The sequence below is a fragment of the Mycobacterium sp. NPDC049093 genome, from assembly GCF_040704635.1.
Taxonomy (GTDB): Bacteria; Actinomycetota; Actinomycetes; order Mycobacteriales; family Mycobacteriaceae; genus Mycobacterium.
This window is the reverse complement of the sequence record NZ_JBEZJS010000003.1, coordinates 812,003-836,947: the sequence shown is the minus strand read 5'-3', so window position 1 is coordinate 836,947 and position 24,945 is coordinate 812,003. Positions and strand designations below refer to the sequence as shown.

The window sequence follows — 24,945 nt, the reverse complement described above, 5'->3', positions numbered from 1 at the left end:
CAATAATGCAGGTCTGTTCTATCCGGATTTCGCACGGACAAATCTGTGCGGCCGGTGCGACGATGGCTACGGCACGCCCGAGGGGTCAACCCGGGTACGTCGGGAGCGAGTAAGCGATTGAGAGGTAACTATGTCGGCCGACGACGACCGGCTCATGTACTCCGGCGACGCCAAACACGCCAGGGAACCTCTGGGATACGGCGGACTTGACGCCCTGCTGGGTGGACCGGTCGCGGCGCTGCCGAGCGGACGGTCCCGCCACGGCGACGCCAGGGTATCGACTCCTCCGATCGTTCTGACCTCGAATTTCGCCGCTCCCCGCGAATCGGAGATCACCACCAAGCTCCCGCCGGTCCCGGGCCGCCCGATCAGCGGGTCGTCCTCGGCCGGGAGCTGGATCCTGGAGCAGCCGGTTCCGCCGGCCGCTCCGGGAGAGCCCCGCGCCATCGACAATCTCTCCCGCGTCGGCGTGCGCTCCTCGGTCAAGATGCAGCCACGGCGCGGCTGGCGGCGGGCGGTCTATGTCACCACCCGCCTCAACCTGGGGTTGTCCCGTGACGAACTGTACGAACTGGACCTCTACGCCAGGGTGCGCCGCACCGCCCGTGAGTCCCACCAGATCGGTGTCTTCGGCCTGAAGGGCGGCGTGGGCAAGACCGCTGTCACCGTGGCGCTCGGATCGGTGCTGAGCGCGGTTCGGGGTGACCGGATCCTCGCCGTCGACGCCGACCCGGCGGGCGGCAATCTGGCCGATCGGGCAGGACGGCAGTCCGCGGCGACGGTGAGCGATCTCCTGGCCGCCAAGGACCTGTCGCGTTACAACGATGTCCGGGCCTACACCAGCATGAACGAGTCGAAGCTGGAGGTGCTGTCCAGCGATGAGTACAGCGGCGCCGGCCGGGCCTTCAACGACACCGACTGGAATGCGGCCACCGCCGCTGTCTCCAAGCACTACAACCTGGTGCTGGCCGACTGCGCGGCCGACATGTTCGCGCCGGCGGGCCGTGGCGTGCTGGCGACGGTTTCGAGCGCGGTCATCGTGGCCAGCGCCTCGATCGACGGTGCCCGCCAGGCCGCGGTCACCATGGACTGGCTGCGCCACAACGGCTACCAGGACCTGCTCAACCGCTCCTGCGTGGTGGTCAACCACGTCGGGCCCCGCAAACCCAACGTGAACACCGGCGACCTGGTGCACCAGTTTCAGAAGCACGTGGCCCCGGGCCGGGTGTTCGTGCTGCCGTGGGACAAGCACATCGCCGCGGGCACCGAGATCCATTTCGATCTGTTGCGACCGGCGTTCCGGCGCCGCACCCTGCAGCTGGCGGCCGCGCTGTCCGACGATTTCGAGGGCGGCGCAGGCGTCTGATCCGCGGTCCTAGCTTGACCCGCCGCTCAGCTCCCGTGCCACAGCGGCGTGATAGGCGTCGATATTGGCCGGGTTGACCACGCGGAACAGCGCATCCGGCAACGGGGCATCTTTGTAGGCCTCGATGGTCATCGTGCGGCTGAACAGCGTGATGTCGTTGCCCGGGCGGGTGAACTGGTACTGCACGGTGATGCGGCCTTCTTTACCGCCGTTGCCGTCGGCATCGTGGCCGAGCCGGCCAACCGAGTTGAACACCCACATCCGCGGTCGCATGGCGATCGCCAGGTGCCAGGTGTAGATCTGCGTGCCGTCGGGTCCGGCCTCGGTCCAGGTGTCGCCGACCTCCAGCGGTAGCCGCTCGGGTAATCCGCCGATGTGCGCGCTGCCCGGATAGGTCTTCACCCAGTTCGCCGGATTGGTGACGAAGTCATAGATCTCCTCCGCCGATTGTGTGAACGCGGTTTCGGAACTGGTCGTCACGATGCCCAATGTTGTTCGCCTTCCTCGGTATTCCCAGTGTGGTCAGAGTTCGCAGCCGCAGGTTGCCGATGCCCCCGAGGAGGGGAGCTCGGCGAGGATGTCCACCCGCGTGGTGTCGAAGCTGAGGAATCCCTGGATGGGCAGGGACTCGGGAGGGGTGTCGGGGTAACTCCACGCCACGTCGGCGATGACGGTGCCGCCGACGACCGCCGACCAATAGGTGGCGGTGCCCTTGTAGTTGCAGTACGACGTGGTCGAACTGGGTTGCAGGAGATCGGTGCGGACCAGGGTGGGGTCCACATACAGCCGCGGTTCCAGCGCCGTCTCGAAGACGATCACCGTGTCGTCGGTGTCGACCAGAACGGTGTCACCGGCCGTCACCCGCAGGCCGCGGCGGGTCGGCCGGCAGTCGACCCGGTGGTAGGGGTTCGGCGGGTAGTGCACCAGCTTGCGTCCCTCTTCGAACCATGCGTCGACGGCATCCCAGGGCACCGTCACATATCCCGGTGCCTCGGCCACGGGCGCGTGCGGAAGGTCGCCGACCTCGTCGCTCGGAAACGCATAGCTGAGCGGCTGGCCGGCGCGGTGCACCATCAGGGCATGTTCGGTGTCGAGTACGGCGACATCACCGCGCAAGGCTTGAATACGGCGCGGGTGCGGTTCGACGTAGACCGTGCCATCAGCGAGCGGAGGTGTGAACCAACCGGCCGGTTGTGTACTCAACGGACCCCGCCCTGCGACGAGACTCATTGCGGGACCTCCATTTTGGCAGACCTGCTGGTTGTGGGCGCGGCTATCGAACGCAGCGGTGTCCGTTCGTGGGACTGATCGCTGCGTCCAGATAGAAGCTTTACAGATTCTCTTGAGAATGTCACGCTGTTGGGTGAGGCGGGCCACACCGCAACACCCCCGTCGAGAGTGCCGGCCGATCAGCCCTTTGGACCCGGATTGGATGCCCTATGTCCCCACAGTCAGGAATGTCCGCACAGTTGTCCGAAGCGCGCGGCGGCAATGTGCTCGGCACGGTTGCCCGCACCAGCCCGCTCTCCGGGCCGCGGGCGCGGCCCGACAAGGCCCTGCAGTACGAACTCAACGTGGTGGCTGCCGATGTCACCGCCGTGGTGTCGGCCATCGGCGGATGGTTGTTCGACCGGGCGATGGCGGGCTGGCGCGTCAGCGTCGCCGCCGATGCCTGTGCAGACGAGCGTGCGCTCCGGATCCTCGGGCTGAAAGCCGTTGATCTGACCGGCCTGTGGCTGCCGACCGAGGCGGATGCGGTGGCGATGACGGCGATCGCGACCGACCGGTTCGAATCCGGCGACCACGTACGCACCGTGCGCCGATCCGGTGCCGGTGTGGTGTTTTTCGGGGCACACGGCCCGGACGGTCTCGGTGAGGCCGTTGACCGCGTGCAGTACCGGCCGAGTGCGGCGGCGCTGGCGTTCAAGGCCCACGCCTTGGCGGTCGCCGGGGCGGATCCGGGTTCGGCCGGGCAGGTGGAGACACTGTTCCGGTATGGACGGTCGGCAGGCCTGCTCGAGGCCGATCTGGTGCCGGTGTGTTGATGCCCCAACAGGCGTCCGTCGCCGGCCTGCTCGAGGTGTTCGATGTGACGCCTGTCGGGTCGGATCGGTTCGTCGGCGTCACCGGACCGGTCGGCACCGACGGCAGGCAGGTGGCCAAGGGTGCGCAAGCGTTGGGCCAGGCCATCGTCGCGGTGGCAAAGCGGTGCCCCGACAAGACAATTCGTTCGGCGCATGCGGTCTTTACCAGGCCGATCGAGATCGACTCCACCGTTGAGCTGGCGGTGAACGTGGTGCACGAGGGCCGTTCGACGGCGACGGCTGTGGTGGCCGTCGCCCAGGATTCACGGTTGTGCGCGACCGTTACGGTCCTCGCCGATGTGCCCACGGGCGACGTCGTCAGTCACCATGCGTTGCGGCCCGACGTCGAGACGCCCGAGGATGCACACCCGGCCGGGCGGGCGATGGCGGGTCATGAGTTGCGCCTGGTCGATGTGGTCGACGTGAACAGTCCCGAGGAGGTGGGGCCGCCCGAACTCTATGCCTGGCTGCGCTATGACCCGATCCCCGAACGGGACGATCTCGCCAAGGCGCTGCTGGCGTATTTCACCGGGCAGCTCGGAATCTCCACCACCATGCGGCCGCATCGGGGGATCGGCACGGCGCAGGCGCACTCGACGCTGTCGACAGCCCTGATGTCGACAGCGGTCAGCTTCCACGAGTCGGTGGAGTGGGACGGTTGGTTGCTCTACAGCCACGAGAGCACCGCGGCCGGACAGGGGATGTCATATGTCCGCGGTCAGGTGCATACCGAGGATGGCGAGTTGCTGGCGTCGTTCGCCCAGGAGGGGCTGATTCGCCCGATGCGACCGGTGGATACCTCGATCGATGTGCCGGCCCGGTTGTAGGGCCGGCGGGCACGGTGCGCGGCTAGCGGATCCAGCCGCGGCGACGCAGCCAGATGTTGCGGATCACGGCCAGGAAGATGATCGCGGCAAACGAGATGAGGAACCAGTTCTCGACCCAGCCGATGTGGTTGCCGCGCATCATGACCAGCAGGAAGATCGCGGACAGGATGCCGCCGAGGTGGATCACCTTGATGTTCAGATCCGACCAGCCCCACGCTGCGGACGGCACTTCCTCGACGTCGACGCCGTTGTTGCGCTCCACTTCGGTGCTGGCCACGGTTGCTCCTCCGGATCGAACTGGCTTCAGGCTTGGCTTCCGCACATTCTGACATACGACACTGCGTCGTACGCCGGCCCTGGGGGTTCAACCGAGACGCCGGTACCTCCGCAGGGCCTCCTGTCGCTCCTCGGCGTGGTCGACGAGCGGTTCCGGATAGGACCGCGGTCGGCCGGCGCCGAGTTTGTGCACATCGGCGACATCGGCCAACTCCGGTATCCAGCGTCGGATGTAGTCGCCGTCGGGGTCGAACTTCGCGCCCTGCAGGTTCGGATTGAAAACGCGGAAGTACGGTGCGGCGTCGGTGCCGCAACCGGCCGCCCACTGCCACCCGTGCTGGTTGTTGGCCAGATCGCCGTCGATCAACTGGTCCAGAAACCAGCGCGCACCCCATTGCCATGGCAGGTGCAGGTCCTTGACGAGAAACGAGGCCACGATCATGCGCACCCGGTTGTGCATGAACCCTGTCGAGGCGAGCTGGCGCATCCCGGCATCGACGATGGGGAAGCCGGTCCGGCCGTCCTTCCACGCCTCGAATGCCTGCCGGGCCGCCTCGTCGTCGTCCACTTCGATCGCGTCGAAATCGCGGTTCCAGTTTCGCCACGCGCTGTCGGGCCAGTGGTACAGCACCGCGGCATAGAAATCGCGGAAGGCCAGCTCCCTCAGGTAGGACTCGTCGTTGGAGTCGAGGTCAACGGCCATGGAGCGTGGGTGGATGGCGCCGAACTTGAGGTGTGCCGACATCCGGCTGGTGGCATCGAGGTCGGGGCGGTCGCGCCGGGCCGCATAATCGGCCAATTCCTCCGCCACCCATTCCCGCCACTGCGACCGCGCCGCGTCTTCTCCTGCTTCGAACGTCAGTTGGACTGTGACAGAAGGAATGTCGACGCGGGCGCCGACGTCGTCAGAGATGTCGGCCGGGTCCATCCAGCGCGCGGAATCGGGCCCGGAATCCGCAGGCATGCGCCAGCCGTGCCGGCGCCAGGCGCGGAAAAACGGCGTGAAGACCTGATACGGCGCTCCATCCGATTTGGTGATCCTCCCGGGCGACACCAGATAGCCCGATCCTGTCGTACACAGGGCGATCTCGCCGAGGGCGGCCCGGATCGCGTCGTCGCGGCGCCGGCCGAACGGCGAGTGGTCCTGCGAGACGTGCACCGAGGTGGCGCCGATGGCCCGGGCCATAACCGGAATCCGCTGTTCTGGTCGGCCACGAGTCACCAGAAGTTTTCCGTCGAGGTTGTCGGACAGGTTGCGCAACGCCCGGTACAGATACTGCAGGCGACGTGCACCCGCGGATGCCTCCAGTCGCGGATCGAGCACGTAGCAGGCCAGTACCTCGCCGCCTTCTCGTGCGGCTTCCAACAGGGCGGGATGGTCGTGGCACCGCAGGTCTCGCCGGAACCAGAGCAGCGTGGGCATGTGTCCATGCTGCCGATGAACACACCGGAATACACGGAAGGTCGCAGATGCAGTTCTGGAGCGGTACGGCATTCATGGACACCGCCGACGCGCTGGCGGTGGCGCCGTTGCTCGACGAGGCCGGCTATCACGGCATGGTCTGCTCGGATCACATGATCTATCCGCGCGAGCTGTCGTCGCCGTACCCGGACTCGTCGACGGGCAAGCCGCCGTGGGCACCGGAGACAGCGTGGCCGGACTCCTGGGTACTGATCGGGGCAATGGCGGCGCTGACCCGCCGGTTGCAGTTCTCCAACGCCGTGTACGTGGCGCCCGCGCGTCCGCTGCTCGAGGTCGCCAAGCAGGTGGCGACGGCCGCGGTGATCTCCGGTGGGCGGGTGGCCCTCGGGGTCGGGGTCGGCTGGATGCGTGAGGAATTCGAGCTCATGGGCCAGGATTTCGATACTCGCGGTAAGCGGCTGGACGAGATGATCCCGGCGCTGCGCGAGATCTGGCGCGGCGGCTGGGTGTCGTACGAAGGGCGGTACTACTCGATTCCCGAGCTGATGATCGAACCTCATCCGCCCGCCCCCGTGCCGATCCTGTGCGGCGGTGAATCAGAGGCGGCGCTGCGGCGTGCGGCCCGATCCTGCGACGGCTGGATCGGCTACGCGTACACCCTGGAGCAGGCCACCCGCTACACCGCCAGGTTGGCCGAACTGCGCCGTGACTACGGGCGGCAGGACGAGCCGTTCGACATCATCCTGGCACTGCTGGATCCGCCCTCGCCGGACCTGTACAAGCGGGCCGAGGATCACGGGATCACCGCGGTGATGTGTGCGCCCTGGCTCTCAATGCCCAACGGCGCCAGCGGCGTCGACCGATTCCGCGGTCCCATCGAGCAGTTCGCCGAGACGATCATCGCGAAGGTGCAGTAGAGCAGCTCGCCCAGATCGCCCTATGCTTTTGAAAAAGCAAACAGTGCAGAGGAGCGACGGTGAAGCGGACGGTGCGGGTCGGCCAGGCCGGCGCGGCCGGTGTGCTCATCGCTCTCGGCATCGGACTGGGCGCCTATAACTCCTGGTGGGTCGCGCTGCTGCTGTCGATTCCACTGATCGTCGGGGGAGTCGCGCTGACGCCCCGGCCATCACGCGTCTCCGAACTCGATCCGTTCGTCGAGCAGACCCTCGGCGAAATGGTGCCGGTACGGGTTGACGCACTGACCCGCAGTATCCTCGCCGAGGATGATCTGCAGCCGACGCTGGTGACCGCGACGATCAGCCCGCCGCACGACACCGCCTATCAGGCGCGGTGGATCGCCTCGATGTCGCGCGGTGACTTCCGGTCACTGACCGACAGCCCCGATACCGTGTTGCCACCCAAGCGGCTGCCGCCCCGCGAGCCGGCCCGCCCACCCGAGTTCCACGATCAGCCCGGCAAGTGGGCGGTGATCTATCCGGCGGTCACCATCCTGGTGGCGCTCACGGTGATCTTCGGCGTCGGCGATGCCTGGCACATCTCGCTCACCAACGCATCGGCCCCCGCGGCGCCGCGTGCCGACGCCGGGCCCAAGTCCAAGAGCATGAATCTGAATGTCCGACGGGACGGCATGATCCGCGCGATCACCGCGCAATTCGGCCCGGCCGCGGCCAACAATCTGCTCGATGTCCGCCTCACCGGCAGCGGGTCGGATTACGGGACAGTGCTCGACCCGACCAACGGCGACACGACGACCGTGTACATCAACAACGGCGGAGACGCGTTCACCACTCCATCGCCGCGAGTTCAGCGCAAAGACAGCACATTTCTCGCCACCGACATCGCGTCGACCGATCTGAACGCGATCGTCGACAAGATGGTGCGCCAACTTGATTCACAGGGCCGGCTCAGCAAACTGGACACCCTGGAGATCAAGCGGTCGGGCCCCGGCGCTCCGGTGATTCTGACCGGTACTTTCGGCAGCAAGACCATCGACGCGCTGCCCGATGGCACCGTGGGCGAGATCTTCGACCCGGCAGATTTCGCGGTCTCGTTCCAGAAGGCGCGAGACGGCTTGGCGCTCGCCGGGATCGCCCCCTCAGACCGGGTGCTGACCAACTTCGAGATCCGGGGCACACACCGGGCCACACCGACAGCGCGCCCGAGCGAAGTCCAGACCAACGGCGGTGTGATGCTCGATTTCCAGACCGGTGACCGAGCCGGCCAGATCATCGTCGTACCGGGAGAGTTGCCCGAGATCACCGACGAGTCGTACAACTCGGGACGGCAGACCTTCTCCTTCGATGACATCTCGCAGCAGGCTTTCGAATCCGTTCGCGCACAGGCGATGCAACGCGGCGCCCTGGAGCCCTACGAACGCGAGGCCGTCGACATCTGGCTGACGGACCGGGAGATCGACGAGCACCGGTTGGCGGTCCGGATCGAGCTCGCGGGTGTCGAAGAGGCGACGGGGACGTACTCGCTCACCGGAGAATTCCTCGCGCCGGGCGCGATCTGACTCGTCAGCTGGGCCGCCACTGCGTTCAGCTCGGCCTTGCGGCCACTGAGTTCAGCTCGGCCTTGCGGCCTCGATGGACCGCCGGGTGACGCCTTCCAGCTGCACCAGTTGGACTTTGGGTGGATGCAGGACGCCGCGGTCGACGAGTTTGGTGACGATGTCGCGGACCCGCCCGTAATACGCCGCCTGCTCGGCTGGTGCCGTACTCGATTCCGCGTGGTTGTAAAGCTTGAGCGCAGTGTCCAATTCGGTCTGGTCGGCCGGTTCGAGATAGGTGGTGCCGACCTTCTTGCCGTGTGATTCGCAGGCGATCCAGGCTCGGCGCAGCGTGACCACTGCCTGTTGGTAGGCGTCGGCCAGGCTCCTGTTGCCCGGATAGTCCTCGGTGCGCAGGGCCGCTGCCTCATCGAGCGCGACGTGGAAAGTTTGGGTGGTATCGACCGTCACATCGGTGATGGCTGGATAGCGCAGCATCATCGTCGGGTCCAGTTCGTAACTGCCATAGGCGCTCAGGATCTCGTTGTGGCGCCGGGATGCTTCCTCCCACAACCGTTTTGCCGCCTCGTCGGTACCGGCGTCGGCGATCCGCGATGTGGGGTTGGGCGTCGACGGCGCGGCAGGCGTCTCGACGTCGTCGGGTTCGGCATCGGGCAGCGTCGCCCGCAGGCGGCGCAGGATCTCGGCTGCCGCGGGATCGGATCCGACGACAGCCACCCGCCACTCGTCGGTGCCGTTGGTGGCGTCACTGCCGGTGGCGAAGGTGAGTGTCAGGTAGTTCTGGCCACGAACCGTCAGGCGCCGGGTGTTGGTCGTCGCCGCGGTCTCACCGGCCGGACCTGCTCGGCTCACTGCCGTCAGCGACGACAACGGGTAACTGACGATCGCGTGGGTCTCATCGCCGAGATAGACGGTGTCGGCATCGACCGTGATCAGCACCGCGCCCGGCTTCTCCAGGCGCCCGTACGTGGCCGTGCCCAACGCCACGGTGACGAGCAGTGCCGCGACCACTGCAGTGAGAAGGCTTGGTGCCCCGAGGTAGTTGAGGCCCACCAGTGCGGCCAGGCCGGCCACTCCCGCGGTGCCCGCCGCGGCCAGGGTCGCCCCGTGGCGGCTGGTCAGGTACTCGGTCCGAGCAGTGACGGGGATCGTCCGGGCGTCCTCGGCGGAGTTCATCCGCCTGAGCATACGGTCGCGCCGAGGTGGTCCGTCAGCGCGCGCCGCGGTGGAATTGCGTCAACATGCTGCTTGTGATGACATCGAAATGATGTCAATATGACAGCATGGACTTGCAGCCGTATGTCGACACCGTCCGGCACGAACTCGGCGTGGCCGCCGCGGCGGGAGGAGTCGAGGCCGAGGCGTTGGCCCAGCGACTGACCGTGCCACTGGATTCGGCGCTGCGGCTGGCACTGCTGGAGGCGCTGTCCGAGGCGGCCGAGCAGATCACCCGTGAACTCGCTCCCGGATCCGTCCACGTCCGGCTCAACGGGCGTGACCCCGAGTTCGCGGTCGAGTCCGCGGAGGCCGACGCTCCCGCGCAGCCCGTCGTGGACGTCCCCGACGACGGCGACGGCGGTACCTGGCGCGTGTCACTACGACTCCCGGACAGCCTTCGTGCCGGAGTGGAGGCCGCCGCTCGACGCGACGGTGTGTCCGTGAATGCCTGGCTCGTACGTTCCGCCGCAGCGGCCCTCGGTCGGACCGGGCGTCCGAGTCGCGGCACCGACAAGACCTTCAGCGGCTGGGTCCGCTGACCGATCGACAGGAGAAACCGATGCCCAAGTTCCACACCGCCGAACCCATCACGGCCGTCGTCGAAGTCGTTGCCGGCTCGGTGCACCTGGCAGCCACCGACCGCGACGACACCGTCGTCGACATCAAGCCGCGGGATCCCGAACGCACCTCCGACGTGCGTGCGGCCGAGCAGGCCCGGATCGATTTTCACGACGGCACCCTCGTGGTGACCGCAGGCCGGAAGGTCCTGTCGATGGGGCGCGGGGGAGCGGTCCGCGTCGACATCGCCCTGCCGACCGGCTCCCGGCTGAACCTGTCCTCGGCGTCGGCCGACATCGACGCCGACGGTGGGTACTCGGACTGCCGCCTCGCCACGGCCAGCGGAGCGATGCGGGTGGCCACTCTCGTGGGAAACCTCAAGGCAGACAGCGCCTCCGGTGACATCACCGTCGGCGATCTGACGGGCAACGCGCGGATCGCCACGGCGTCCGGCGACGCGCAGATCGACCGAGTGGATGGCGATCTGAAGTTCCAGGCGGCCAGCGGCAGCCTGACCGTCGGAACGCTGCGCGGTCACGCCAGGCATCAAACCGCCTCGGGTTCTGTCACCATCGCCGTAGCCGTCAACGGTGCACTGAGTGCGCAAACCGGCAGCGGCGAGGTCGAAGTCGGCATTCCGGAGGGCACTGCCGCGCGGCTCGAACTCAAGACCCACTCCGGCACTGTCGACAACGGGTTGCAGTCTTCGGACGGCCCGGCCGACGGCGACGAGACCTTCAGGCTCCAGGCCCGCACCGGATCGGGAGACATCTCGATCCGCCGTGCCGTCGGTCCGGTGTCCGCGGGCCACTCCGCTTAGCCGACCGGTTGTCCGCGGCGCGCTAGGCCGGATCGAACCGAAACACCGTCAAACGTCCTGCCAGTGCCTCGAACTCGTCGGGTGTGCCGTCGACCACCAGGCCGCTGCGCTTGGCGAACCCGACACCGACCGGAACCTTGACCGCGAACGCTCGCAGCACCGGACGCGACTGGTCCGGCGTGAGTTCGACAATCCTGACCGTCCGGGACCGTCGGCCCCGGGTCAGCGTTCCGGTACGGGCGGCGCGGGCATTGGCCGCCCAGTCCGAGCCGGGGTAGCCGGCAACGGTGTAGAGCCCGCCGTCGTGGTCGAACGGCGTCATCGGAGTGCTGCGGGGTTTACCCGTCCTGCGGCCCGGAACGGTGAGTACCATCGCAGGGCCGGTCGGGATGCCGAGGCTCTGCACCGCCATCATCACCCTGTTCATCGGCTTGAGCCACCGCGGTGGGTGGGGCTCGGTCACGTGTTCCGACATGTCTTGTCCTCCTCAGTTATTGGCGAAAATCTCGCGGTGGTCGGCTACCCAATCGGCGAACGGCGTGGCCGGCCGCCCGAGAATCTTGTCCACCTCGTGGGTGACCAGTGCGGGCCTTTCGACCGTGTCGGCCAACAGGCCCATGTAGGCATCGGCGAACGCGGGCGGAAAACCCAGATCGACGAACCGCTGCCGCACCACCTCGGTGGGCACCTCGTGATAGTGCAGCGGCCGGTCCAGCACGCGCCCGATCGTGGCCACCAGTTCGGTGTTGGTCAGCGCCTGTGGGCCGGTCAGCGGAATGCGCTGTCCCACAAGGTCATCGGTGAGCAGCGCGACCGCAGAGACGGCCGAGATGTCAGCATCGACGATCACTGCGGTAGACGCGCCGGCATACGGTCCGCTCACCACATCGCCGGCCCGGATCTGCGCCGACCACATGCCGGCGAAGTTGGATGCGAACACGGTGGGGCGCAGGCTGACCCACTCCAGGCCGGAGGCCACGGCCAGCTCCTCGACCTCGCGGTTGCGGTCCCCGCGCACACGTGACGGTTGGCGGGAGTCGTCGTCATCGGCATTGATCGCCGACAACGCGACGAGGCGCTGCACCCCGGCGGCGCGGGCCAGTTCGACCGTCGCGGCCAGCTCCTGCCCCAGCGCCCGGGAATTGAGGAATACCGCCGATGCGCCGGCCATGCCCTCGGCGGCCGACGGGACCAGTTCGACGCCGGGAGGGAATGCCGCGGTCTGCGGATCACGGGTGACCGCGCGCACCTGGGCACCGGCACGGACGAGTTCGGTGACAAGCGGGCGGCCGACATTGCCGGTTGCGCCCGTGACGAGAATTGTGTTCATGCAATCAAGGACGGGGCGGCCGTCCGAAAAGTTACAGCGGCACCAATTCAAGGCCGCGAGTAACTTTTCGGGCCGCGGATTCGTCGTAGACACATGAACGGATCTGCCGGTCTCGAGGCGGCGTGGCGCGACCACCATCCCTATCTGGTCAACCTCGCCTACCGCATGCTGGGCGACATCGGCGACGCCGAGGACATCGCCCAGGAGGCGTTTCTGCGGCTGGCCGGCGCCGACCAGGAACATCTCGATGACGTTCGCGCCTGGTTGACCGTGGTGGCAGGCCGGCTGTCCCTGGACCTCCTGCGGTCGGCCCGGGCTCGGTTCGAGCGCCCCGACGGCTCGGCGGCACTGGACACCACCGCGGCTGTCGGCTCCGACCCGGCAGACCGCGTCACGCTCGACGACCAGGTCGGCTCGGCACTGCTGGCGGTGCTGACCCGGCTCAGTCCCGGCGAGCGCGTTGCATTCGTACTGCACGACATCTTCCGGATCCCGTTCGACGACATCGCCGACACCGTGGGACGCCCGGTCGGAACGTGCCGCCAGCTGGCGCGCCGCGCCCGGACGAAGGTGACCGGCGCCGCGCCGACGCTGGATGAGGTCAGCACCGACGAGCACCGACAGGTCACCGATGCGTTCATCACCGCGTGTGCCAACGGCGACGTGGCGGCGTTGGCCTCGGTGCTCGACCCGAGTGTCTGGGGGGTCGGCACCGTGCTCACCGACCCGGCCCTGCGTCAGGTCAACCACGGCCGCCGGGACGTCGCGACAAACCTGCTCCGCTACCTCGGACCAGGCGCGACGGTGGTGTGCGCGGCCGAGCCGGTGCTGCTGGCCTACGACCGGCGCCGGCTGTTCGCCGTCGTGGTGCTGACCATCCGCGACGGGGTGGTACTCAAGATCGAGGCCACCGCCGACCCGTCGGCCCGTACGCATTAGGGGACGCCGGTCACAGCGCGGCACAATGGTCTGGTGAGCGATTCCCCGGCGCGGCAGCGCGTGCTGATCCTCGGAAGCACCGGATCCATCGGCACGCAGGCACTCGACGTCATCGCAGCCAATCCGGACCGGTTCGAGGTCGTCGGCCTGGCTGCCGGTGGGGGTAACCCCGACCTGCTCGCCGCCCAGCGCGCCGCGACCGGCGTGACCAACATCGCGGTGGCCGACGCGGCCGCCGCGGAGAAGGTCGGCGACGTGACCTATGCCGGGCCCGACGCGGCAACCCGCCTCGTCGAGAACACCGAAGCCGATGTGGTGCTCAACGCGCTGGTCGGGGCGTTGGGGCTGGCGCCGACACTGGCCGCCCTGGCCACCGGTGCGCGGCTGGCCCTGGCCAACAAGGAGTCACTCGTCGCGGGTGGCCCCCTGGTGCTCAAGGCGGCCGGACCCGGTCAGATCGTCCCGGTGGACTCCGAACACTCCGCGATGGCCCAGTGCCTGCGGGGCGGCACCGCCGACGAGGTCGCCAAGATCGTGCTCACCGCGTCGGGCGGTCCGTTCCTCGGATGGTCGGCCGCCGACCTGGAATCGGTCACCCCGGAGCAGGCCGGCAAGCATCCGACCTGGTCCATGGGCCCGATGAACACGCTGAACTCGGCCACCCTGGTCAACAAGGGCCTGGAGTTGATCGAAACCCACCTCCTGTTCGGCATCGACTACGAGCGCATCGAGGTCGTGGTGCATCCGCAGTCGATCGTGCACTCGATGGCCACCTTCACCGACGGCTCGACACTGGCCCAGGCCAGCCCACCGGACATGAAACTGCCGATCGCACTGGCGCTGGGCTGGCCGGCACGGGTACCGGGTGCGGCCCTTTCTTGTGACTTCACCACCGCCTCCACCTGGGAATTTCTGCCGCTGGACAACGAAGTGTTCCCCGCGGTGAACCTGGCGCGGGCGGCCGGAACCGGCGGGGGATGCCTGACCGCGGTGTACAACGCCGCCAATGAAGAGGCGGCCGAGGCGTTCCTCGCGGGCCGCATCCCGTTCCCGGCGATTGTGCAAACCGTCGGTGACGTGTTGCACGCTGCCGACCAGTGGGCCGCCGAACCCGCTACCGTGGAAGAAGTACTCGACGCGCAGCGGTGGGCCAAGGAACTGGCACGGCGCACGGTCGAGCAGAAATCCGTCAGAAAAGGGCTCGTCACCAAATGATGTTCGTTATCGGCATCGCGCTGTTCGCGCTGGCCATCCTGGTATCGGTGGCCCTGCACGAATGCGGGCACATGTGGGTGGCGCGCGCCACCGGGATGAAGGTGCGACGCTACTTCGTGGGCTTCGGCCCGACGCTGTGGTCGACGCGGCGGCCCAACCGGCTGGGGGAGACCGAGTACGGCCTCAAGGCGATCCCGCTGGGTGGGTTCTGCGATATCGCCGGCATGACGTCGGTCGACGAGATCGCACCCGAAGACCGGCCGTATGCGATGTACAAGCAGAAGGTGTGGAAGCGCGTCGCGGTGTTGTTCGCCGGGCCCGCGATGAACTTCATCATCGGGTTCGTGCTCCTCTACGCCATCGCGATCATGTGGGGTCTGCCCAACATCAACCAGCCCACCACCGCCATCGTGGGTGAAACGGGTTGTGTCGCACCGCAACTGACCCTGGAGAAGATGGGTGAGTGCCAAGGTGCCGGGCCGGCGGCGAAGGCCGGGATCCTGGCCGGTGACGAGATCGTCAAGGTCGGCGACACGCAGGTGTCCGATTTCTCCGCGATGGCCGCAGCGGTCCGCAAACTCAACGGTCCGGTGTCCATCGAACTCAAGCGTGACGGTCAGACCATCACCACCGTCGTCGACGTGACCCAGACGCAACGGTTCACCAGCGCGGACGCCAAGGAAGCGGCCACCGTCGGCGCGATCGGCGTCAGCGCCGTCCCCGTCAAGCCGCCGACGCAGTACAACCCGATCACCGCGGTGCCCGCGACGATCTCGTTCACCGGCGACATGAGTGTCCAGTTGGCCCACTCGCTGGCCAAGATCCCGACCAAGATCGGGGCCCTGGTAGACGCGATCGGCGGCGGTGAGCGCGACAAGGAGACCCCGATCAGCGTCGTCGGCGCGAGCATCATCGGTGGCGAGACGGTCGAGGCCGGGCTGTGGGTGGCGTTCTGGTTCTTCCTGGCGCAGTTGAACTTTGTGCTCGGCGCGGTCAACCTGGTGCCGCTGCTGCCGTTCGACGGTGGCCACATCGCGGTGGCGACGTACGAGAAGATCCGCAACATGTTCCGGGCGGCCCGCGGCAAAGTGGCCGCAGCCCCGGTCAACTACCTCAAGCTCATGCCCGCCACGTACGTGGTGTTGCTGGTAGTGGTCAGCTACATGCTGCTGACCGTGACCGCAGACCTGGTCAACCCACTCAGCATCTTCCAGTAGGAGAACCGACAACATGACGTCCATCGGTTTGGGAATGCCCGCGCCCCCGGCGCCGACCCTGGCGCCGCGCCGCAAGACCCGTCAGCTGGACGTGGGCGGTGTCGGCATCGGCAGCGAGCACCCGATCGCGGTGCAGTCCATGTGCACCACCAAGACGCACGACATCAACTCGACGTTGCAGCAGATCGCGGAACTCACCGCCTCGGGCTGCGACATCGTGCGGGTGGCCTGCCCCCGGCAGGAGGACGCCGACGCGCTCGCCGAGATCGCCCGGCACAGCCAGATCCCGGTGATCGCCGACATCCACTTCCAGCCCAAGTACATCTTCGCCGCGATCGACGCCGGCTGTGCCGCCGTGCGCGTCAACCCCGGCAACATCAAGGAGTTCGACGGCCGGGTCAAAGAGGTGGCCAAGGCCGCCGGGGATGCGCGCATCCCGATCCGGATCGGCGTCAACGCCGGCTCGCTGGATCCGCGGCTGCTGCAGAAGTACGGCAAGGCCACGCCTGAGGCGCTGGTCGAATCCGCGCTGTGGGAGGCGTCGCTGTTCGAGGAGCACGGCTACGGCGACATCAAGATCAGCGTCAAGCACAACGACCCCGTGATCATGGTCGAGGCGTACCGCCAACTGGCCGCCCAGTGCGACTACCCGCTGCACCTCGGTGTCACCGAGGCGGGTCCGGCGTTCCAGGGCACCATCAAGTCCGCGGTGGCGTTCGGCGCGTTGCTGTCGGAGGGCATCGGCGACACCATCCGGGTGTCCCTGTCGGCGCCGCCGGCCGAAGAGGTCAAGGTCGGCAATCAGATCCTGGAGTCGCTGAATCTGCGACCGCGTGGCCTGGAGATCGTGTCCTGCCCGTCCTGCGGGCGCGCCCAGGTCGACGTGTACACGCTGGCCAACGCGGTGAGCGCGGGGCTGGACGGACTCGACGTCCCGCTGCGGGTCGCGGTGATGGGCTGTGTGGTCAACGGTCCGGGCGAGGCCCGAGAGGCAGATCTGGGCGTTGCCTCCGGTAACGGCAAGGGCCAGATCTTCGTCAAGGGTGAGGTCATCAAAACCGTGCCCGAGGCGCAGATCGTGGAGACCCTGATCGAAGAGGCGATGCGCCTGGCGGAATCCGCGGGTTCAGATGATGCCAGCGGTTCGCCTGTGGTGACCGTAAGCTGATAGCGACCCTGTGAGCGGGGTCACCCAGCCTTGGCTTGAGCAGAGGGAATCGCCAATGTCGGCTCCGCCGCTGTTTCGACTCGTCGACGAGCGACGAGTGTCCGTGGTGCGTGACGCCACCTCCTGCCTGCAGGTGTTCGACGAGGACCCGGTGGGGTCGTGCATGGTGGCCGCGCGTGTCGCCGAGTTCGGCGTCGAGCACGGCGCGATCGGCGGGGAGCTGTGGACGCGGCGCGGCGTCACCGAATCGCTGTGTTACGCCGGGCCCAATCTGATCCCGCTGCGCGGGGACACCGAGGATCTCAAGGCTTTCTCGGACAAGGCGATGAGCACCGCGCGGCGCTGCTCCTCGGTGGTGGGCCGCGCCGAGCTGGTGATGCCGATGTGGCGTCGGCTGGAATCGGTGTGGGGTTCGGCCCGCGACGTCCGCGAGCAGCAGCCGCTGATGGCGTTGAACTCGATGCCGATCTGCGCGATCGACCCGGCGGTCCGCCCGGTGCGGATGGAGGAACTCGACACCTACCTGGTGGCGGCCATCGACATGTTCATCGGCGAGGTCGGTGTCGACCCGCGGTTGGGCGACGGTGGACGTGGTTACCGTCGCCGCATCGCCAGCCTGATCGCCGCGGGACGGGCGTGGGCCCGGTTCGAGCGCGGCGAGGTGGTGTTCAAGGCGGAGGTCGGGTCGCAGTCGCCCACGGTCGGCCAGATCCAGGGTGTGTGGGTGCATCCGGAGTGGCGGGGCCATGGGCTCGGCACGTCCGGGACGGCTGCGCTGGCGGCCGCCGTGGTGGCCTCGGGCCGTATCGCGAGCCTGTACGTCAACAGCTACAACACCGTGGCCCGGGCGACGTACGCCCGCATCGGCTTCGGACAGGTCGGCACGTTCGCCACCATCCTGCTCGACTGAGCGCGTCGGGCCCGGGCGTCATCGCTGTCCGGCGGCGGCTCGTGCCAGCAGCTCGTCGACCGACCATTGATCGTCGGCGTGAGCGCCGTATTTGGCCGCGAGTACCACGCCGTCCGGTGCGATCAGGAAATCCGCGGGTAGCCCTAGTCGTCCACCGGCCTGCCGGCCGGCCGGGGCGCGGAATCGCCCGCGCAGGGTCAGGGCACTGCCCCGGATGATCGCTGGCCAGCTGCGGGGATCGAGCAGGGCGCGGGGGCTGGACTCCACGCCGAACTGCCGGTAGATGTCCTTGTCCGGGTCGGCGACCGTCGCGAACGGCAGATCCGCTGTGTGCTCGGCCAATTCGGCGGCAGGGGAGTGGAAGAAGACCACTTCGCGGATGCCCGCGGCGTTGATCTCGGCATGCCGGGCGACGAAGGACTGCAGATGCAGATTGCAGATCGGACAGCCGGCGAAGCGCCTGAACTGTAGGTGGACCAGATCGCTCGGATCGGGCACCGGTATGTGTTCGCCTGTGACACTGCGGAATTGGTATCGGCCGATGGTTGTGGGCGCCTTGGGTGAGGCGGATGTGGTCACGGCTCCTCCTGGTTAGAGTGCGCTGTACGCCTATGATTGGACGCTATAGGAGTACGGTGTACGCTGTCAATCGTCATGCCTCGCCCACGCTCACTCACCCAACGTCAGGTTGCCGCCGCCGCGCTCGAGGTCGTCGACACCGACGGGCTGGCGGGTCTGTCGATGCGTGCTGTCGCTCGTCGGTTGGGCATGGGCACCATGTCGCTGTATCGCTACGTGGCCGATCGGGACGAGCTCGAAGCGATGGTGGTGGACCTCGTGCTCGACGGAGTCGACCTCGCGTTGCCGCGGGGATCGACACGCCACCAGCTCGCTGAGCTCGCCGAGCGGGTACGTACGGCGACTGCGCGGCATCCGGCGGTGGCACCGCTGATGCTCACGCATCGGCACCGCTCGCCGGCGTCACTGTGCTGGGGTGAGTCGGTGCTCGGCGTGCTCACAGCCGCCGGATATGACGGCAGGCGACGGGTCTACGCGTTCCGGGCACTGCTCGCCTACATCTTCGGAGCGCTTGAGATCGAGACACTGGGAAGCCTGGCCGGGCCCGGAACTCAGGTCCTGGCGGGTTTGCCGGCCGGCGACTACCCGCTGTTGTCGGAGACCGCGGCTGCCGCCGCAGGGATCGGGCCCGATGAGGAGTTCCGGCGCGGCCTCGAAATCCTGTTGAGTGCGCTGGACGTGTGAAGCGGGCAACTCGTCGGTCTCACCACAGTCTCGGTTCGGTATCGGTGCGCCTCCGACGATTCCGGCGTCGACGTTTCTAACATCAGCCTCAATGGCAACTCAAACATCATCAGTCACACGGACCGCAGGCCTGTTGACGGTCATCGCGGTCCTCGGGGCCACGGCGCTCAGTGCCTGCACCCCGCGGCCCGACGGGCCCGAGCCCGCCGCCGAACAGTTCTTCGCGGCGCTGGCCACTGGTGACACCGCCGCCGCGGCGGCGCTGGCCGACCGGCCCGACGATGCCAAAACCGCCCTCGGTGAGGCGTGGAACGGTTTGCAGGCCACCGGACTCGACGCGCAGATCCTCGGTTCGAAGTACGCCGGGGACACCGGCAGCGTCACCTACCGCTACACCTGGCACCTGCCGAAGAACCGCAGCTGGACCTACGACGGCCAACTCAACATGATCCGCGACGAGGGTCGGTGGGAGGTGCGCTGGAGCGCCACCGGACTGCACCCCAGGCTGGGTGAGCACCAGACCTTTGCCCTGCGGGCCGACGCGCCGCGACGGGCATCGGTCAACGAGCGTGGCGGTACCGACGTGCTGGTGCCCGGCTACATCTATGCCTACGCACTCGACGCGCGAGCGGCCGGTGCCGCGCTGATGCCGACGTCCCGTGCGGCCGCCGACGCCCTGCGGGGATTCGACCCCGCCCTGGGCGACCCGCAGCGACTTGCCGAACAGGCCAGCGCGTCCGCGCAGCCGATGAGCCTGATCACGCTGAGGCAAGCCGACAACGACCGGATCGCGCCCGCCATCGGCCGGCTGCCCGGCGTCGTCATCACCCCGCAACCCGAAATGCTGCCCACCGACGAGACTTTCGCCCCGGCGATCGTCAACGAGGTCAAGAGATCGGTGGCCGACCAGCTCGACGGTCAGCCGGGCTGGCGGGTCGTCACGGTCAATCAGAACGGCGTCGATGTCGACGTGCTCAACGAGGTGCCCGGTGATCCGGCACCGTCGATCACCATCAGCCTGGACCGCTCCGTGCAGGACGCCGCACAGAACGCGGTCAACACCACGGGCAAGCAGGCGATGATCGTCGCGATCAAACCGTCCACCGGCGAGATCCTGGCCGTCGCGCAGAACGGGGCCGCCGACGCCATCGGACCGCTCGCCACGATGGGCCAGTTCCCGCCCGGATCGACCTTCAAGATGGTCACCGCGGGCGCGGCCATCGAGCGCGACATGGCCACGCCCAACACCCTTTTGGGTTGCCCCGGCACGCTCGACATCGGGCACCGGACCGTCACCAACTACGACGCATTCGATCTCGGCACCGTTCCGATGTCACGCGCATTCGCCAATTCGTGCAACACCACCTTCGGTGAACTCGCCAGCCGCATGCCGCCGCGCGGTCTCACCCAGGCTGCTGCGCGCTACGGCATCGGTACCGACTACCAGGTGGACGGCCTCAACACGTTGACCGGTTCGGTGCCGCCGACGGTGGACCTGGCCGAGCGCACCGAGGACGGCTTCGGTCAGGGCAAGGTGCTGGTCAGCCCGTTCGGCATGGCGCTGGCGGCCGCGACCGTCGCGGCGGGCAGGACGCCGGTGCCGCAACTCATCGAGGGCCGCCAGACCATGGTCGACCGCGCGGGGGCGCCGATCAGCCCGAAGATGGTGGACGGACTACGGCCGATGATGCGGTTGGTGGTGACCAACGGCACGGCCAAGGATCTCAACGGGCTCGGCGATGTGCGCGGCAAGACCGGAGAGGCCGAGTTCATGGGGGGCTCGCACTCCTGGTTCGCCGGCTACCGCGGGGACATGGCGTTCGCTGCGCTGATCGTCGGTGGCGGCAGCTCGGAGTACGCGGTGCGGATGTGCAAGACCATGTTCGACAGCCTGCCCCCGGACTACCTGGCCTGAACGGCGGTACCGTTGAACCTGCCATGACAGGGATCAATGAACAATCTGTGGACCTACGGGTCTCCGATGCGGACCGCAATGGCACGCTGCGGCGGCTGCACAATGCCGTGGCACTCGGACTGATCGACATCGCCGAGTTCGAGGAGCGCTCGGCGATGGTCTCGCACGCCCGTCTGCATTCGGACCTCGATGCGCTGGTGGGGGATCTGCCGGGACCTGGAGCCATCGTCACCACCGCCACCGACCGCGTCGAGTTGCGGGGTGTGCTCGGCTCACTGAAACGTCAGGGTGAATGGACCGTTCCGACCCGGCTGGCACTGGTGCGCCGGATGGGCTCGGTGGAGCTGGATCTGACCCGGGCCCGGTTCGCCGGGCCGATGGTGGTCATCGAGCTGGACATGAAATTCGGGTCGGTGGAGATCCGGTTGCCGGACGGCGCGAGCGCCTCCATCGATGACGTCGAGGTGATCGTGGGCAGCGCCGACGATCACCGTCGCGACGCGCCGGCCGACGGTTCCCCACACATCATCCTGACCGGCAAGGTGGTGTGCGGTTCGGTGGATATCCGTGGGCCGCGGCGCAACTGGAAGCTAACGCTGCGCCGGTCCTGATCTCAGCGGGGTTCGAGCACCGCGAACGTAAGGGTCGCGCGAGCCGCGAGTCGGTCGCGGGTGACGTCGGTGACGTCGACCGAGGTCACGATGAGGCGTTTACCGGCCCGTACGACCTTCGCCTCCGCGCGAGCCGTTCCCATGATCGGCGCGAGGAAGTGGATGTTGAGGTCGGCGGTTGTCACGTCGTAGCCGACCCCGCTGGCATTGCCGGCCAGCATCCCTGCCGCGATGTCGATCAGGGTGGCCACCAGCCCGCCCTGCAGGGCGCCGCGGACGTTGGCGAGGTCGGGCCGGTTGTCCATTTCGAGTACCAGCCGGTCGGCGCTCGACTCGACCTCGCGGTAGTCCAGCAGTTGCAGCACATGAACGGTTTCGGTCATCGCCGTGCCTCAGTCATCCCCGTACGGTAACACCATTACCGGTTCATGAGAGGGGCGCTCTCGCAGCGGTTACCGCAGCGCTTCGGTGGGGACGCCGAACCGCTCCTGATAGCCGGCGACCTGGGCGCGAACCTCCCCGGCATCAAGACCGGTGTTGCTCCACGTGTAGCGCGCGCCGCCGTTGTCCCCGGGGTGTGCAGCCAGGAAGTCCCGCATGCGCTGTTCGGCCACCGGGGTGAGCTCGCGGTCCAGTGCCTCGTAGATGCCGCGGATCGTGGTGAACGGATCGCGGATGAAGTCGGCGAACTGGACGTCGACGATCTGGCCCGCGGCCAGTATCCCGGAGTCGCGGGCCTTCATCGAGTTCTCCAGCCCGACGACGATCTCCTCGCGCGATTGCGTGGCGCATTCGGTGATGTCGCTGTGATCGGAGGCCAGTCGACGCAGGTGCGTGGTGAGCGCGGCGATCGAGGAGATCACGTTGAGCGGATCGCGGTGGGTCTGCACGATCAGCGCGTCCGGGTACTCGGCGACCAACGCGTCCAGTTGCCACAGATGGGCAGGCGATTTCAAAAGCCACTGGGGTGCGGTACCTGGCCCGGGCACTCCGGACTGCAAGTGTTGCAGGAACATCCGGTGGTAGCGGTAGGCGTTGCGGTGGTCGGCATCGTGGAGCAGCCAGCGGTAGTACGTGGGTAGCCGGTACTGGGTCGAGAAGATCATGCTGCAGAACTGTCCGGCCGAAATCCGCACGCACTCCTGCCCGACCAGTGCTCCCATCGGGTGATGCGCCAACAGACCGGGCACCAGCTGCTCGGACATCTCGATGTTCGCCTGGATCTGGGCGATGCGCGGATCTGTGGTGTAGGTATCGGGTCGGGGCAAGGGCCATGGCGCGTCGACCTCCCAGGTGAGGGGCGGTCGTAGCGCGGGATCCTGGGCCAGCAGGTCGAACAGGATGGTGGTGCCGGTGCGAGGCTGACCGACGATGAAGATGGGCCGCTCGACTGGGGTAGCCGCAACAGCCGGATTGTCCTTGCGCCACTGCATGATTCGAAGGCGGTGAACGAGCGGGTTGACGATGTCCATGACGGCGATCTCGATACCCAGGTCGTTGAGCCGGGCTTCGCCTGCCAGCCCGTCGGCCAGGCGTGTGAGATCCTTGCGCCAGCCGTCGGGTTCCCCGAAGTCGTCGCTGTCTGCGATCGTGCAGGCTTGGGCGATCAGCGTGTCGGGATCGAAACGGTGCTGGGTCATCGCACCGTCACCTTCACCTCGGGTGCAGCCGGATTGTCCAGCCAGCGCAGCACCACGAACCCCCGGCGACGGCCGCCGGTGTCCAGCCAGTGGCCGTGGTCGGAGTCCTTGTTGCCGATGGCAATTCGCACCTTGCCGTCGGCGTCGGCCGCGACGCCTTTGTCCGTCACCGAACTGTGTCGGCGCCGGGGCTCGATGCACTCGTGCCAGATGTTCTCCAGCGTCACGTTCCAGTAGCGGGTGTCCGGCGGGATGAATTCGAGCTGCAGCGTCTCGTCGTCGGCAAGGTCGAACGTGCCGATCATGTAGAGGTTGTCGGGTGTGGTGTCCGCGGACCCCAGCGCGGCGGCCTCGGCGGTGACGAGCTCGTTGGGCCGGGTCAGCAGTTCCGGCTTGATGGTGCGGTGCAGAGTCGTCAGCTTCATCAGCGTCCAGGCCATCGCGGTGAACTGATCGGCCACCTCGGCGTCGGTCAGCGCTTGTGGGGGACCGGCGTCGAGGGTCGCGATCTGCAGGGTTGCCGGGGTCTCGGTGGCCGCGTCGCCGACGTATTCACGCACCACGATCGAGGCGGCGTCGGCGGGGATCTGCAGCCATTGCGCGCCGTCGAGTCCGGCCGGCCGCTCGGCCGACACGACGATCGTGAAGGTGTCGCCGTCGAGCTTCAGATCGGTGTCGCTGAGGTAGGCGGCCATCCGTCGCGGCGTCATGCCGGTTGCCGGCAAGCACCTGAAAACCCAGATAGGCGGTGGTGCCGCGGGTTCCGGTGATCCGGTAGGTGCGGTCGCCGCGGATCATCGCGAGTAGGTAGCGGCCGTCGGGATTGGGGCCGCCGACCATCCGGGTGGGCGAGCACATGTCGAAGAACCACGGCACTTCGGGGTCGGCCTCCACCGACAGTTCCGAGCACAGTGCCGCCACCCGGGACACCACCCGTAGCCCGTCGAGCAGTTCGCGCTCGTCGCGGGCATCGCCTTTCACGATCTCGGTGATGTCGCCGAGCATTTTCTGGACGAACTGCCAGGCTTCGAGGGTTTTCGGGGCGCGTTCTTCGCTCATGCGAGACAGGGTCTCAAATGAGACGTAGTCTCATATGTGAAATGACCGAACCGATTCCCCTCAACATTCGCAAGCGGCAGGCCACCCGCGACCGGATCGCCGCATGCGCCGCCGCGCTGGTGGCTGCCGGCGGGCTGGCAGCCACCACGGTGGAACAGATCGCCGCCGAGGCAGAGGTCGGACGGGCCACCTTCTTCCGGTACTTCTCCTCAAAGGAGGACGCCGTCGCCGACGGGATGACCAGGCACTGGCTGGACGTGATCACCGCGCAACTGGCCGCCCAGCCCAGCGGATTGTCGGCGCACGAAGCGGTGGTGGCCGCGTTCGGAGACCTCGGCGACGGCTTCGACACGATCAGCGATCAGGTGCGTGAGCTGGCCGTACTGACCCGGTCGTCGCCGGCGCTGAGCGCCTGGACGCTGCAGATCTACGTCGGTTACGAGACGGCGATCGCCGAGTTGGTGGCCCCCAGATTCGCCGACCTGACCCCGGACGACGCCCGGCCGCGCCTGATCGGCGCGCTCGCGATGGCGGCGGTGCGCATCGCACTGGACGACTGGCTCGAGCACGGCGGGTCGCTGCCGCAGCGGGTGCGCACGGCGCTGGGGGCGTTGTCGGTGGGCTGACGATTAA

The 24,945-nt window shown here is 67.6% G+C and carries 26 protein-coding genes and 1 pseudogene; 16 read left to right on the top strand and 11 right to left on the bottom strand.

Translation table 11 applies throughout. The annotated features are described in order from the left end of the window. Nucleotides 1-130: 130 nt before the first annotated feature. Nucleotides 131-1,366 carry a MinD/ParA family ATP-binding protein gene (locus AB0876_RS14525; protein WP_526042253.1) on the top strand — a complete coding sequence of 412 codons (1,236 nt, stop codon included), beginning with the start codon at nucleotides 131-133 and terminating at the stop codon, nucleotides 1,364-1,366. A 9-nt stretch (nucleotides 1,367-1,375) separates the two neighbouring features. Here the strand turns inward: AB0876_RS14525 and AB0876_RS14520 are convergent, their stop codons facing one another. Further along, complete coding sequence (locus tag AB0876_RS14520; RefSeq protein ID WP_491838703.1) at nucleotides 1,376-1,855, bottom strand: SRPBCC family protein; 480 nt, start codon at nucleotides 1,853-1,855, stop codon at nucleotides 1,376-1,378. Between the two features lie 33 nt (nucleotides 1,856-1,888). Next, nucleotides 1,889-2,596, bottom strand: a complete 708-nt coding sequence (locus tag AB0876_RS14515; RefSeq protein WP_491838704.1) for a DUF427 domain-containing protein — start codon at nucleotides 2,594-2,596, stop codon at nucleotides 1,889-1,891. 209 nt (nucleotides 2,597-2,805) lie between these two features. Here AB0876_RS14515 and AB0876_RS14510 point away from each other — a divergent pair, with 209 nt between their 5' ends. Further along, entirely contained in the window at nucleotides 2,806-3,411 is a 606-nt protein-coding gene (locus tag AB0876_RS14510; protein ID WP_526042252.1) for a hypothetical protein, read from the top strand. Then, the gene (locus tag AB0876_RS14505; protein ID WP_526042251.1) at nucleotides 3,411-4,277 is read left to right on the top strand and encodes an acyl-CoA thioesterase; all 867 of its coding nucleotides are present in this window, start codon (nucleotides 3,411-3,413) and stop codon (nucleotides 4,275-4,277) included. The genes AB0876_RS14510 and AB0876_RS14505 overlap by 1 nt, the downstream gene beginning before the upstream one ends. Before the next feature lie 22 nt (nucleotides 4,278-4,299). Here AB0876_RS14505 and AB0876_RS14500 read toward each other — a convergent pair whose 3' ends face one another. Next, complete coding sequence (locus tag AB0876_RS14500) at nucleotides 4,300-4,554, bottom strand: DUF2631 domain-containing protein (RefSeq protein ID WP_088304089.1); 255 nt, start codon at nucleotides 4,552-4,554, stop codon at nucleotides 4,300-4,302. Nucleotides 4,555-4,641: 87 nt separating this feature from the next. After that, nucleotides 4,642-5,976, bottom strand: coding sequence for a cryptochrome/photolyase family protein (locus AB0876_RS14495; RefSeq protein WP_526042250.1), 1,335 nt, complete (start codon nucleotides 5,974-5,976; stop codon nucleotides 4,642-4,644). A gap of 47 nt (nucleotides 5,977-6,023) precedes the next feature. Here AB0876_RS14495 and AB0876_RS14490 point away from each other — a divergent pair, with 47 nt between their 5' ends. Together AB0876_RS14490 and AB0876_RS14485 are read left to right on the top strand one after the other, a co-directional pair. Continuing rightward, on the top strand, nucleotides 6,024-6,893 hold the full coding sequence (locus AB0876_RS14490; RefSeq protein ID WP_526042249.1) for a TIGR03619 family F420-dependent LLM class oxidoreductase: 870 nt from the start codon (nucleotides 6,024-6,026) through the stop codon (nucleotides 6,891-6,893). 257 nt (nucleotides 6,894-7,150) lie between these two features. Beyond that, nucleotides 7,151-8,452, top strand: a complete 1,302-nt coding sequence (locus AB0876_RS14485; protein ID WP_491839328.1) for a hypothetical protein — start codon at nucleotides 7,151-7,153, stop codon at nucleotides 8,450-8,452. 51 nt (nucleotides 8,453-8,503) lie between these two features. Here AB0876_RS14485 and AB0876_RS14480 read toward each other — a convergent pair whose 3' ends face one another. Continuing rightward, nucleotides 8,504-9,625 carry a hypothetical protein gene (locus AB0876_RS14480; protein WP_491838709.1) on the bottom strand — a complete coding sequence of 374 codons (1,122 nt, stop codon included), beginning with the start codon at nucleotides 9,623-9,625 and terminating at the stop codon, nucleotides 8,504-8,506. A 107-nt stretch (nucleotides 9,626-9,732) separates the two neighbouring features. Between AB0876_RS14480 and AB0876_RS14475 the strand changes: the two genes are divergently transcribed. Continuing rightward, a complete protein-coding gene (locus AB0876_RS14475; protein WP_491838710.1) occupies nucleotides 9,733-10,206 on the top strand; it encodes a histidine kinase in 474 nt (157 codons plus the stop codon). Between the two features lie 20 nt (nucleotides 10,207-10,226). Further along, nucleotides 10,227-11,045, top strand: coding sequence for a DUF4097 family beta strand repeat-containing protein (locus AB0876_RS14470; RefSeq protein ID WP_491838711.1), 819 nt, complete (start codon nucleotides 10,227-10,229; stop codon nucleotides 11,043-11,045). Between the two features lie 22 nt (nucleotides 11,046-11,067). On the opposite strand, the gene AB0876_RS14465 is transcribed toward AB0876_RS14470, so the two are convergent. After that, the gene (locus AB0876_RS14465) at nucleotides 11,068-11,508 is read right to left on the bottom strand and encodes a nitroreductase family deazaflavin-dependent oxidoreductase (protein ID WP_526042352.1); all 441 of its coding nucleotides are present in this window, start codon (nucleotides 11,506-11,508) and stop codon (nucleotides 11,068-11,070) included. Nucleotides 11,509-11,532: 24 nt separating this feature from the next. Continuing rightward, nucleotides 11,533-12,375: an NmrA family NAD(P)-binding protein gene (locus tag AB0876_RS14460; protein ID WP_491838712.1), complete on the bottom strand. Its 843-nt coding sequence runs from the start codon at nucleotides 12,373-12,375 to the stop codon at nucleotides 11,533-11,535. A gap of 93 nt (nucleotides 12,376-12,468) precedes the next feature. Here AB0876_RS14460 and sigI point away from each other — a divergent pair, with 93 nt between their 5' ends. Genes sigI through AB0876_RS14435 form a run of 5 tightly spaced genes read left to right on the top strand, consistent with a single transcriptional unit; the run spans nucleotide 12,469 to nucleotide 17,824 of the window. Continuing rightward, nucleotides 12,469-13,314, top strand: a complete 846-nt coding sequence (gene sigI, locus AB0876_RS14455; protein ID WP_491838713.1) for an RNA polymerase sigma factor SigI — start codon at nucleotides 12,469-12,471, stop codon at nucleotides 13,312-13,314. Between the two features lie 30 nt (nucleotides 13,315-13,344). After that, nucleotides 13,345-14,529 carry a 1-deoxy-D-xylulose-5-phosphate reductoisomerase gene (gene dxr / locus AB0876_RS14450; protein ID WP_491839330.1) on the top strand — a complete coding sequence of 395 codons (1,185 nt, stop codon included), beginning with the start codon at nucleotides 13,345-13,347 and terminating at the stop codon, nucleotides 14,527-14,529. Continuing rightward, nucleotides 14,526-15,746, top strand: coding sequence for a M50 family metallopeptidase (locus AB0876_RS14445; RefSeq protein WP_491838714.1), 1,221 nt, complete (start codon nucleotides 14,526-14,528; stop codon nucleotides 15,744-15,746). The genes dxr and AB0876_RS14445 overlap by 4 nt, the downstream gene beginning before the upstream one ends. A 13-nt stretch (nucleotides 15,747-15,759) precedes the next feature. Further along, nucleotides 15,760-16,914 (top strand): flavodoxin-dependent (E)-4-hydroxy-3-methylbut-2-enyl-diphosphate synthase, encoded by a 1,155-nt coding sequence (ispG, locus tag AB0876_RS14440; RefSeq protein WP_491838715.1) that lies wholly within the window; start codon nucleotides 15,760-15,762, stop codon nucleotides 16,912-16,914. A 55-nt stretch (nucleotides 16,915-16,969) separates the two neighbouring features. Further along, entirely contained in the window at nucleotides 16,970-17,824 is an 855-nt protein-coding gene (locus tag AB0876_RS14435) for a GNAT family N-acetyltransferase (protein ID WP_491838716.1), read from the top strand. Nucleotides 17,825-17,842: 18 nt separating this feature from the next. On the opposite strand, the gene AB0876_RS14430 is transcribed toward AB0876_RS14435, so the two are convergent. Then, complete coding sequence (locus tag AB0876_RS14430) at nucleotides 17,843-18,403, bottom strand: peroxiredoxin-like family protein (RefSeq protein ID WP_526042248.1); 561 nt, start codon at nucleotides 18,401-18,403, stop codon at nucleotides 17,843-17,845. Between the two features lie 75 nt (nucleotides 18,404-18,478). Between AB0876_RS14430 and AB0876_RS14425 the strand changes: the two genes are divergently transcribed. The 3 genes from AB0876_RS14425 (at nucleotide 18,479) to AB0876_RS14415 (ending at nucleotide 21,613) form a co-directional block, all read left to right on the top strand. Then, nucleotides 18,479-19,087, top strand: a complete 609-nt coding sequence (locus AB0876_RS14425; RefSeq protein ID WP_526042247.1) for a TetR/AcrR family transcriptional regulator — start codon at nucleotides 18,479-18,481, stop codon at nucleotides 19,085-19,087. A gap of 91 nt (nucleotides 19,088-19,178) precedes the next feature. Beyond that, a complete protein-coding gene (locus AB0876_RS14420; RefSeq protein WP_526042246.1) occupies nucleotides 19,179-21,002 on the top strand; it encodes a penicillin-binding transpeptidase domain-containing protein in 1,824 nt (607 codons plus the stop codon). A 23-nt stretch (nucleotides 21,003-21,025) separates the two neighbouring features. Then, nucleotides 21,026-21,613 carry a DUF1707 SHOCT-like domain-containing protein gene (locus AB0876_RS14415; RefSeq protein WP_491838720.1) on the top strand — a complete coding sequence of 196 codons (588 nt, stop codon included), beginning with the start codon at nucleotides 21,026-21,028 and terminating at the stop codon, nucleotides 21,611-21,613. Between the two features lie 2 nt (nucleotides 21,614-21,615). Here AB0876_RS14415 and AB0876_RS14410 read toward each other — a convergent pair whose 3' ends face one another. The 3 genes and pseudogenes from AB0876_RS14410 to AB0876_RS14400 all read right to left on the bottom strand — a co-directional run bounded on the left by AB0876_RS14410 (nucleotide 21,616) and on the right by AB0876_RS14400 (nucleotide 24,312). Next, nucleotides 21,616-21,996 (bottom strand): PaaI family thioesterase, encoded by a 381-nt coding sequence (locus AB0876_RS14410; RefSeq protein WP_491838721.1) that lies wholly within the window; start codon nucleotides 21,994-21,996, stop codon nucleotides 21,616-21,618. Nucleotides 21,997-22,065: 69 nt separating this feature from the next. Then, a complete protein-coding gene (locus AB0876_RS14405; protein ID WP_526042245.1) occupies nucleotides 22,066-23,253 on the bottom strand; it encodes a sulfotransferase in 1,188 nt (395 codons plus the stop codon). After that, a pseudogene (locus tag AB0876_RS14400) lies at nucleotides 23,250-24,312 on the bottom strand (DUF1214 domain-containing protein). Before AB0876_RS14400 ends, AB0876_RS14405 begins: the two are co-directional and overlap by 4 nt. A 41-nt stretch (nucleotides 24,313-24,353) precedes the next feature. Here AB0876_RS14400 and AB0876_RS14395 point away from each other — a divergent pair. Beyond that, on the top strand, nucleotides 24,354-24,938 hold the full coding sequence (locus tag AB0876_RS14395) for a TetR family transcriptional regulator (protein WP_491838724.1): 585 nt from the start codon (nucleotides 24,354-24,356) through the stop codon (nucleotides 24,936-24,938). Nucleotides 24,939-24,945: the final 7 nt, after the last annotated feature.